At 45.1% G+C, this 9,764-nt stretch carries 9 protein-coding genes; 2 read left to right on the forward strand and 7 right to left on the reverse strand.

Annotation, left to right across the window (positions count from 1 at the left end; genetic code table 11):
- Positions 1-9 precede the first annotated feature (9 nt).
- Positions 10-582, reverse strand: a complete 573-nt coding sequence (locus B5D26_RS06330; RefSeq protein ID WP_078744885.1) for a chorismate--pyruvate lyase family protein — start codon at positions 580-582, stop codon at positions 10-12.
- 187 nt (positions 583-769) lie between these two features.
- Between B5D26_RS06330 and B5D26_RS06335 the strand changes: the two genes are divergently transcribed.
- Positions 770-1,063 carry an HU family DNA-binding protein gene (locus tag B5D26_RS06335; RefSeq protein WP_268808393.1) on the forward strand — a complete coding sequence of 98 codons (294 nt, stop codon included), beginning with the start codon at positions 770-772 and terminating at the stop codon, positions 1,061-1,063.
- A 42-nt stretch (positions 1,064-1,105) separates the two neighbouring features.
- Here the strand turns inward: B5D26_RS06335 and B5D26_RS06340 are convergent, their stop codons facing one another.
- Positions 1,106-2,512, reverse strand: a complete 1,407-nt coding sequence (locus tag B5D26_RS06340) for an HDOD domain-containing protein (RefSeq protein WP_078744887.1) — start codon at positions 2,510-2,512, stop codon at positions 1,106-1,108.
- A gap of 91 nt (positions 2,513-2,603) precedes the next feature.
- Entirely contained in the window at positions 2,604-4,685 is a 2,082-nt protein-coding gene (gene recG / locus B5D26_RS06345; protein WP_078744888.1) for an ATP-dependent DNA helicase RecG, read from the reverse strand.
- Between the two features lie 105 nt (positions 4,686-4,790).
- Between recG and B5D26_RS06350 the strand changes: the two genes are divergently transcribed.
- The gene (locus B5D26_RS06350; RefSeq protein WP_078744889.1) at positions 4,791-5,657 is read left to right on the forward strand and encodes an NAD-dependent epimerase/dehydratase family protein; all 867 of its coding nucleotides are present in this window, start codon (positions 4,791-4,793) and stop codon (positions 5,655-5,657) included.
- A 71-nt stretch (positions 5,658-5,728) separates the two neighbouring features.
- Here B5D26_RS06350 and B5D26_RS06355 read toward each other — a convergent pair whose 3' ends face one another.
- From B5D26_RS06355 to gmk, 4 genes are read right to left on the reverse strand one after another with little or no spacing between them, the layout of a single operon-like run.
- The gene (locus tag B5D26_RS06355; protein ID WP_078744890.1) at positions 5,729-6,115 is read right to left on the reverse strand and encodes a RidA family protein; all 387 of its coding nucleotides are present in this window, start codon (positions 6,113-6,115) and stop codon (positions 5,729-5,731) included.
- A gap of 57 nt (positions 6,116-6,172) precedes the next feature.
- The gene (gene spoT, locus B5D26_RS06360; RefSeq protein ID WP_078744891.1) at positions 6,173-8,314 is read right to left on the reverse strand and encodes a bifunctional GTP diphosphokinase/guanosine-3',5'-bis pyrophosphate 3'-pyrophosphohydrolase; all 2,142 of its coding nucleotides are present in this window, start codon (positions 8,312-8,314) and stop codon (positions 6,173-6,175) included.
- A gap of 60 nt (positions 8,315-8,374) precedes the next feature.
- A complete protein-coding gene (gene rpoZ / locus B5D26_RS06365; RefSeq protein WP_078744892.1) occupies positions 8,375-8,611 on the reverse strand; it encodes a DNA-directed RNA polymerase subunit omega in 237 nt (78 codons plus the stop codon).
- Between the two features lie 55 nt (positions 8,612-8,666).
- Positions 8,667-9,290 carry a guanylate kinase gene (gene gmk / locus B5D26_RS06370; RefSeq protein WP_200810624.1) on the reverse strand — a complete coding sequence of 208 codons (624 nt, stop codon included), beginning with the start codon at positions 9,288-9,290 and terminating at the stop codon, positions 8,667-8,669.
- Positions 9,291-9,764: the final 474 nt, after the last annotated feature.

Consider the following 9,764-nt stretch of genomic DNA (forward strand, 5'->3'; position numbering starts at 1 on the left):
AATAAACCTCTACTGTGCCACAAATAAAGAAGGCGAGTGATTGGAAGCAAGTGGTGTTTCTGTCGGTAGCGCTAGACTGCGCTGAAAATCATCTAGGAAAAACTCACTGACAAGCAAAGGCGCATGCTTAATCTGAAACACAGAGCGTCGACCCCACCAAAAATGAGGTAGGGTAGCGCCAATAGATGTAGCCTGAAAGCCCTCTTGTCGGCGTCGATCATAGGTAATTTCAATTGGTGCTCTATGAGTATGGGCATGGCGAAATAGCACTGAGCCTAATGATCGGTTACCAAGTTTCAATAAATAGCGATTACCCGCTGCCAAGGTGGATAAAGGAATAACTGTCCGTGCAAAAACCCAAGGCTGATCATGACCGCGTAAACAGACTTGGCGCACAAGGGCATAAGCTTGGCTATGTAAACCCAATAGAGCCGCTTCATTGAGTGCCGGTTTAACAATGGCCTGGTTTAATAATTCGACCTGAAAATGGCCGTTACTAGCCTGCTGTAATCGACGAGTTAAGGAGCTAGGGTCCATCAACCAGTCATACCATTGTGCATTGGGTAAGGTTTGATTAGGCATCTGCGGCCTTGCCCAATGCAGACTATTCCAAACCGATCTATGCGTGGCATCCTGACGATTCAAATCTAACCTCGGTGATGATTCTTTAAAGACAAGCGCGGATTCTAGCACAAGCCCTAAAAAACCTTTGCATCCCCTAATGTTGACTGCTTAAATAAGCCCAGTCATACGGATTTTAACAGTCATAATAAAGAGGAAAACGCAGATGCGTAAGCCTGAATTAGCCGCAGCTATCGCAGCAAAAGCGGAGTTGTCGAAAGATAAAGCAAATTTGGCACTGAATGCTATTTTGGAAGAGATCACTGCGGCAGTTGCAAAAGGTGACACGGTTTCTTTGATTGGTTTTGGCACATTCTCAGTACGTGAGCGTAGTGCGCGTAAAGGTAAGAATCCTCAAACTGGTGAGCCGATGGATATAGCGGCAAGCAAAACAGTTGGCTTTAAAGTGGGTAAGAAGTTGAAAGATGCTGTGGACAACTAAGTACTGGCTTACTTAGTCACCATAGAGTTGCAAAAAGCCGGTTTAATCCGGCTTTTTGTTTTTGTTCAACATATCGGCTAAAAAGTTAAGCTCTTCCGCAAAATCACTGACACTATCAATGGCTTCTTGAATCGCTTGGCGGTCAATATGCAATCGACCCAGCAATGATTCGGGTAGTTTGCCTAGCTTAATTTCCCCGTCACTTTGCACCAGCTGGTCAACCACATACAGCATATTGGCGTAAGTATAGTGTGAGCCTTCATAAGCAGCATTATGCAGATGGCGCACGGCGCTACAGACTTCTTCAGGAATTCCCCATGAATGAAACAGAAAACTTGCAATCTGCTCTCGGGTAATACCAAACAAAAAGCGTTCAATATACATGGCGGGTACATGTGGGTTTGCTTCTTGATAGCGGCAATATAGCGAGAAGTAAGGTGGGAACACCTCTGCAATCACTAAATAGCCAAAATTATGTACTAAACCTGAAAGATAAGACAAACCTGCTAGTGGTCGATGTTGTGCAGGTATTTTCCGGATTAGTTTTTCCATCAATAAAGCTTTTAGTACCGACTCACGCCAGTAGTTTTGGTAGCCAAATATCCCATCACTTGGCATTTTTAGATTTTTACCTAGAGATAGACCTAAAGATAGGTTCATCGTTAGATCAAAGCCTAAAACACGGATCACGGCATCTTGAATAGATTGAATCTGCCCTGGCAATCCATAATAAGGTGAGTTAGCCCAACTGATTACTTGAGAGGCTAAACTTGGATCTGCCTCAACAATTTTTGCCAGTTCATCTGCATCTGAGTTGTCGTTATTACGCAGCTGGATAATATTGTGCGCACTTAAAGGTAGTGGCGGAATAGCGATATTTTCAGCTAAACGTGTGCGAATACGTCGAGAAGTAATAGTCTCAATTGCCGATTTGATCTCATTTTCATCTTGATCAACTGCGGTCATATTCGGACGAATGGCAAGCAATGGGATGCTAAAAGCTTCAATCTTACTATTACTGCCTTCTGCTGTTAGCAGTGCTCTATATTCCTCTGCACTGAATTCTAGTAGCCACTGTGGGTCACCCGACTCTGTAAAAAGCTGTTCATTGTCAAAACAGCGTTGATCAACAATGAGATTGTAAGCAATGGTATTGGGCAGTGCAGGTACGGAGCGTAAGTGATAGCGCCTTAAAACTAAGCTTTTTTGCTCTGGAGTGATCGCTCTGTAATCTTGATACAGTTTCAAGTCCAGCATGCAGTGGGCAGGAAATGCAAATAGATATCGAACACCGTTGCGATCTTCTAATATAGACGAGCGCACCAGTTGCTTAGCCGTAGCCTGATTGCGTGGTACTAAGTGGCGCTTCAATAGTTCAGGATAAGCATCAATTGACACACCCTGCTTGATGCAGTCCATTAGCACATTAACAATTTCCTGAGCAGACATGACACTCTCCGGCAAAAAAACTGGCCTAAGTATACCTAAAAGTTTTTATTATAGTTTGATCTAACAACATGTTTTTTAAGATGTATTAAAATTATACCTGAGCATATTGCTCTGCACCGCCCAGCCATCGCTCAACAATAGGCTCTAAGTGTTCAGGGTAGTGCTGAATCAGTTTGTTCGCGGCTTGATTGACCATCTCTAGCAAGTATTGATCTCGTACTAGATCAGCAATTTTCATCTGAGCGAGTCCGGTTTGTTTTGTACCTAGCACTTCACCGGGGCCACGTAGCTCTAAATCCTTTTCCGCAATGCAAAAACCATCTTGGGTTTCTCTCATAACGCTAATGCGTGCTTTACCATTGCGAGATAATGGCGTGTGGTAAAGCAATACGCAGTAGCTTTGTTGTGCGCCTCGTCCTACGCGCCCTCTTAACTGGTGTAACTGCGACAGGCCAAGTCGCTCAGGATTTTCAATTACCATCATTGTGGCATTGGGTACATCAACGCCTACCTCTATTACCGTGGTAGCCACTAAGAGCTGTAATTTATTGGCTTTGAACTGAGCCATAATATCTGCTTTTTCTTTGGGCTTCATACGGCCATGTACTAATCCTATTTGGAGCTCTTTTAGTCGAAGTTGTAAGTCGGCAAAAGTGGTTTCTGCTGCTTGGCACTGTAAAGTTTCAGAGTCTTCAATCAAGGTGCAGACCCAGTAAGCCTGCTTTCCTTGTTGACAGGCATGGGCGATACGTTGAATCACTTCGTCACGGCGACTATCAGCCAGCGCAACAGTTTCAATAGGAGTGCGCCCCGGTGGTAGCTCATCAATTATTGAGGTATCAAGATCAGCATAGGCGCTCATTGCTAAGGTACGAGGAATCGGGGTTGCGGTCATAATCAATTGATGAGGATACTGATCACCCATCCGCCCCTTTTCTCTCAGACTTAAACGCTGGTGTACGCCAAAGCGATGCTGCTCATCAATAATGGCTAGTCCTAAGCGTTGAAACTGTACCTGCTCTTGAAATAGTGCATGAGTACCCACCACCATTGCTGCACCATTGGCAATTTGATCAAGCTGTTTTTGTCGCGCTTTGCCTTTTAGTTTGCCCGCTAGCCAAGCGGTTTCAAGTCCTAGCGGTGTTAACCACTGAGTAAAATTATTAAAGTGCTGTTCGGCCAGAATTTCTGTTGGTGCCATCACCGCTACTTGATAACCCGCTTCAATAGCTGTAAGCGCCGCCACGGCGGCAACAAGGGTTTTACCAGCACCAACATCGCCTTGCACTAAACGTAGCATCGGTTTAGCAAGCGCCATATCTCTTTGAATCTCGCTGATCACACGCCCTTGCGCCCCAGTTAGCGGGAAAGGTAGTTGATCTAAAAGCTGCTGCTGTAATGAGCCCGATACTTGGAAAATAGGCGCAAGGTGGGCTTGATGTTGTTGGCGCAGCTTTAAAAGACTGAGCTGCTGCGCGATCAACTCCTCCATAATTAAACGGTGCTGACTAGGGTGCTTATATTCTTGCAGTTCATAGACAGGCGCATCAGGTGGAGGTTGATGCAGTAGTAATAAAGAGTCTTTCAGCGAGGGTAAGTGAGGAAATAGCGCTGAGGGTAACCAATCGGTAACAGTGGTGTTTTTCAACTGCGCTAAAGCCAGATCAATCAACTGGCGCATTCGGTTTTGAGTCAAACCTTCAGCTAATGGGTAAACAGGGGTCAGATAGTCTTCAACGGTTAAAGGTTGGTCAGGTTTTACAATTCTATATTCGGGGTGATACAACTCTAAACCGTTGGCTCCAGGGCGAGCCTCACCATAACAGCGTACCCATAGCCCATTTTTAAATTGGTTTTGTTGTGCAGCGTTAAAATGGAAAAACCTTAGACTGATAGAGCCAGTACCATCTTGTAGCCGTACAATAAGTGCGCGCCGTTGACCTTTTACCACATCGGCCAACATCACCTGTCCAACGACAACTACCTCATCACCACGACGTATCGCGCCAATAGGGGTAACACGGGTTCGGTCTTGATAACGCGCGGGTAAATGAAACAGCAAATCTTCAATACTGCTAATCCCTAGCTTGTCGAGCTTAGCCGCAAGCGCAGCCCCAACACCTTTTAACTCGGTCACAGGTTTTTGTAGGCTGGCATCGGTCAAAGCAGACATAAAAGCTCCATACGGAATGTATACAATATTGTTGTCGTATGTTGCCGCAAGCTGTGGCAGATTGAATGACTCATGATAATAGAGATTAGCAGCGAGATAAGAAAGATGGCAGATCAGCAGATTTTAATCGTCGGTTGTGGCGATATTGGCAGCAGAACAGCAGTCGGACTTGTTGCTAGGGGTTATCAAGTGTTTGGCGCACGTCGTAGTGTGGCGGCACTGCCAGATGGTGTACAGGCCTTGCGTTTGGACGTATCTGACTTGAACTCATGGTTTGATCTTACTCTTCAACCTGATTACATCGTTTACTCGGTTGCCGCAGGAGGTTTTACCGAAGCCTCTTATCAGGCGGCCTATGCCGATGGTGTACGTAATATGCTGACTTGGTTAACTGAGCAGCGTATTCAACCCAAGCGTATCTTTTTTGTCTCCAGTACCAGCGTTTATGGGCAAAATGAAGGTGAAACAGTCGACGAGAATACACCCACGCAACCACAAGGTTTTGCGGGACGCATAATGTTAGAAGCTGAAGAGGCGCTTAGAAATTCGGTCTTCAGCCATACGGTTTTGCGCTTTTCTGGTATTTATGGTCCAGGGCGAGACTTATTGATTCGACAGGTTAAGCAAGGTCGCATCGCGCCTGAAGTACCTGTGATGTACTCCAACCGTATTCACAGCGAAGATTGTGCAGGGGTTATCAATCACTTGCTGGTAATGGATCATGCAGAAGAAGCCATCGACTCACTTTATTTGGCAACCGACAAAGGTTCGGTGCCTATTTATGAAGTGATGCGCTGGATGGCTGATGAGCTAGAAGTAACACCAACAGAGATTGTAGAGGCACCGACCAAGCGTCGAGCTAGTAAATGCTGCTTAAATCAGCGCTTGTTAGCGACAGGCTATATCTTTCAATACCCAACTTACCGTGAAGGTTATGCGCCTGCTCTCGCAGCGATTAAGGCGCAGTCGTAACAATTGTTGTCAAAATCAGGGTGCCTTGTATACAAGTTACCCTGATTATATAAGTTAATGACTAACAGGGCTTAGCTCAGTACTGCAACGCCTTCTACTTCAATTAACGAGCCTTTTGGTAGCTCACTAATACCAACGGCCGCGCGAGCAGGGTAAGGCTGTTGAAAATGGCGACCCATTACCTCGTTCACCAGCGGGAAATTGCTTAAGTCAGTTAAATAGATATTTAACTTAACTACATCTGACAGTTCCGCGCCTGCAGCTTTAATCACTGCGGATAGATTTTTGAATACTTGTTCTGCCTGAGCTTCAAAGCCGCCCTCAACAATGGTCATTGACACTGGATCAAGAGGAATTTGGCCAGACATATAAATAGTATTGCCTGCTTTTACAGCTTGAGAGTAAGTACCAATGGCTGCAGGTGCTAAGTCAGTATGAATCACAGCTTTATTGCTCATGATTGTTTCCTTATTATGCTTATTATTAAATTATTTTAGATGAGTAGTTAACGTTGTTTAACGACGCGCACGTACCAGTCGGCTGATATTGCTTAATGAGCGCATACGACGCATTACTCGTGCCAGATGGACGCGATTTTGTACGCCTAGCTCAATATTCACCATCACGACCTTGGCATCGCGTTCTTCCGTGGTGATCTTTTCAATATTGGCGTCTGCTTCGGTTATCAAACTTGCCAGTTCAGCAATAAAGCCTTTTTGATGCTCTGCTTCAACCCGCAATACAACGGTGAAGTCTCCCTTAACGCTTTCAGTCCATTCCAATGCAATACAACGGTCGCTATCATTACGTAATTCAGCAATATTTCGACAATTGTCCATATGGATCACAATACCTCGACCACTGCTGATATGACCCAGTACGGGATCACCTGGAATAGGGTGACAGCAGCGCGCGTAAGAGATCACCATACCTTCTGTGCCACTAATCGCTAGCTTACTGTTAGAGGATTCGTTTTCTAGAGGTGTTTCGCTTGTTTCACTCTCATTGATCAATGCACGAGCAATCCCGAAGGCGACACGATTTCCAAGACCTATGGCTTCAAGCAGATCCTGCTCATTCTGATATTGGAACTCGGTCAATAACGCCTGTATGTTAGGTTTTGCAATATCATCATATTGCTTACCGTAATTATCCAAGGCTTTATTCAGTAGACGTTTACCTAGTGACACAGACTCAGTACGATGCTGGCTTTTAACATAGTGGCGAATAGCGCTACGTGCTTTGGCGGTAGTCACAAAGCTTAGCCATGCCAAGCTGGGTCTTGCACTGGGTGCTGTAATAATTTCAACAGATTGGCCACTTTCTAATACGGTGCTTAGAGGTGATAGACGGCGATTGATACGTGCTGCCACGCAGCTATTGCCTACATCGGTGTGTACTGCGTAGGCAAAATCAACGGGAGTTGCTCCAGACGGCATCTCCATAATCGCACCTTTAGGGGTGAAGACATAAACCTCATCTGGGAACAAATCGAGCTTTACGTTCTCGATAAATTCAAGAGAGTCTCCAGCGCGCTGCTGCATCTCTAGCAGACCTTTAACCCATTGACGTGCGCGGGCATGGCTTGCGCCTGTCATTCCAGAGCTAGGTTCTTTCTGTCGGCTTGATTTTTTGTACAACCAATGAGCAGCGATACCGTTATTGGCCATCGACTCCATCTCTCGGGTACGAATTTGTACTTCAATTGGCAGGCCGTTCATACCAATCAAAGAGGTGTGCAAAGATTGATAGCCGTTAGCCTTTGGAATTGCGATATAGTCTTTGAAACGTCCCGGAATCGGTTTGTACAGATTGTGAATGGCGCCAAGGATTCGGTAACAGCTGTCTACCTTATCGGTCACAATGCGAAAACCGTAAACATCCATAATGTCGGAGAATGATTTGCGGCGTTCTTTCATTTTTCGATAAAGGCTGAGCAAATGTTTCTCACGGCCAATCACTTTGCCAGGCAGCTCATCCGTTTCAAGGCAAGCCTGTAAAGCTTGCTGAATCTCACGAATAACCTGCTTACGATTTCCCTTTCCACTTTGTACCGCTCGTTTTAAGCGCTCGTAGCGCATCGGGTGCATACCCGCAAAGCCTAAATCCTCTAGCTCTGTTCGAATGGTATTAATACCCAAGCGTCCAGCAATAGGGGCGTAAATATCAAGAGTTTCACGTGCAATGCGGCGCTTTTTATCCGGGCGCAGTGCGCCGAGTGTGCGCATATTGTGCAAGCGGTCAGCAAGCTTAACCAAAATTACACGAATATCACGTGCCATGGCCAAAGCCATTTTCTGGAAGTTTTCAGCTTGTGCTAAGGCTTTGTCTTCAAAGTGAATTTGTGTCAGCTTTGAAACACCATCAACAAGATCTGCAACGGTATCACCAAATTGTTTGGCTAAAGCCTCTTTCGTGACCGGAGTATCTTCAATCACATCATGCAGCATAGCAGCCATCAAGCTGTGATGGTCCATGTGCATATTGGCAAGAATAGTGGCAACAGCCAGAGGGTGAGTTACATAATGTTCACCGCTACGACGGCGCTGCCCATCATGGGCTTGCTCTGCAAAATAGTATGCGCGACGAACCTGCTGAACTTCTTCAGGCTCTAAATAGCCGCGCATACGATCAATAAGATCTTCAATTGTCGACACGGTTACTCCTTAGCGTTCAAGGGCTGAAATGGAAAAAGTGCCGACATATAAAGTTATCTCCTAGTTTTCGCCCTGGTGTTCACGACCAATTGCCGTAGAGTCACGTAGCAGCTTGCTAGTGATATGGCCTTCAGCAATCTCACGTAGGGCAACAACCGTTGGCTTATCATTTTCCCAAGGTACTAGAGGATCTTTGCCGCCAGTGCTAAGTTGGTGCGCACGTTTGCTGGCAACCATCACCAGTTCAAAGCGGTTTTCTACATTATCAAGACAGTCTTCAACAGTTACGCGTGCCATTTGGAATCCCCAAATTAAATTTACAATCAGCAAAGAATCGCCCAGTTTACTGAATTCATTGATTCTCTGACAAGAGATCAGCCAATAGTTTAGCATGTCGGGCTTGTTGAATGGCTAGCTTTTGCCGCTGTGCAATAATAACCGCGCGCATTTCACCTAAAGCTTGCTCAAATTGATCATTGATAATCACATAATCATACTCATTATAATGTGACATTTCGCTGACAGCTTCAGCCATCCTGCCCGCAATAATTTCAGCTGAATCTTGGCCACGGCTATCTAGGCGTTTCTGTAGTGCTGCTTGGCTTGGCGGTAGGATGAAAATGCCAACAGCATTAGGCATCAGCTTGCGTACTTGCTGCGCACCCTGCCAATCAATTTCTAGAATAATGTCTGTACCAGCATTTAGCTGGTCGTCAAGCCATAGCTTAGAAGTGCCATAACAATTGCCAAATACTTCAGCGTGTTCAAGAAAAGCATTGTCCGTTACTAAATTCTTGAACTGTTCCATCGAAACAAAGTTGTAGTTGATGCCGTCGACTTCACCGGGTCTTGCTGCGCGAGTCGTATGAGACACTGAAACTTTAATATCGTCGGTTTGGCTTAGTAAAGCAGAAACCAGACTAGACTTACCTGCTCCGGAAGGGGCAGAAATAATATAGAGTGTACCTTGAGACATGGTCATAACCTGAATAACAAAGAGCTTGGAATGATTTTATAGGGAAGTAAGCGTGCTGACCAACCTAGAAATACAGTTGCTATATAAAGCAGCAATAAGCCCGACTCACCTAGTTTTGAAATAAAACTACAAAAGTTCAATAAAACAGTTGCTTAGTGCTCAGAGGTGCGTATAATTCGCCCTCGTTGTCAGGCAGAGATGTTCGGCAGCTTGTGTAACCGCTTGTTTTCTTTAAGTTTTCGAAATGATCACTGAAAAGAAAGTTGAAAAAAGTGGTTGACAATACGAGGTTCGGTTCTGTAGAATACGCAGCCTCAGTTGAGCGAAGTGATCGAGATTCTGTCTCTCCTTCGATTAACTAAATTGCTCTTTAAAAATTCAATCAGATAATTCGTGTGGGCGCTTGCTTCGATGGTCTTGGAAAGTCACAAGATTATCAAGGTAAGCAAACTCGAATCAATTCAAAATTTGTTA

The sequence above is a fragment of the Oceanospirillum multiglobuliferum genome (assembly GCF_900167095.1).
GTDB lineage: Bacteria > Pseudomonadota > Gammaproteobacteria > Pseudomonadales > Halomonadaceae > Oceanospirillum > Oceanospirillum multiglobuliferum.

Excerpts from the sequence above, each read along its gene's own strand:
- gmk (WP_200810624.1), bottom strand. The coding sequence starts at position 9,290 with ATGTCTCAAGGTACACTCTATATTATTTCTGCCCCTTCCGGAGCAGGT.
- B5D26_RS06340 (WP_078744887.1), bottom strand. The coding sequence starts at position 2,512 with ATGTCTGCTCAGGAAATTGTTAATGTGCTAATGGACTGCATCAAGCAG.
- recG (WP_078744888.1), bottom strand. The coding sequence starts at position 4,685 with ATGTCTGCTTTGACCGATGCCAGCCTACAAAAACCTGTGACCGAGTTA.
- rpoZ (WP_078744892.1), bottom strand. The coding sequence starts at position 8,611 with ATGGCACGCGTAACTGTTGAAGACTGTCTTGATAATGTAGAAAACCGC.
- B5D26_RS06355 (WP_078744890.1), bottom strand. The coding sequence starts at position 6,115 with ATGAGCAATAAAGCTGTGATTCATACTGACTTAGCACCTGCAGCCATT.
- B5D26_RS06350 (WP_078744889.1), top strand. The coding sequence starts at position 4,791 with ATGGCAGATCAGCAGATTTTAATCGTCGGTTGTGGCGATATTGGCAGC.
- B5D26_RS06330 (WP_078744885.1), bottom strand. The coding sequence starts at position 582 with ATGCCTAATCAAACCTTACCCAATGCACAATGGTATGACTGGTTGATG.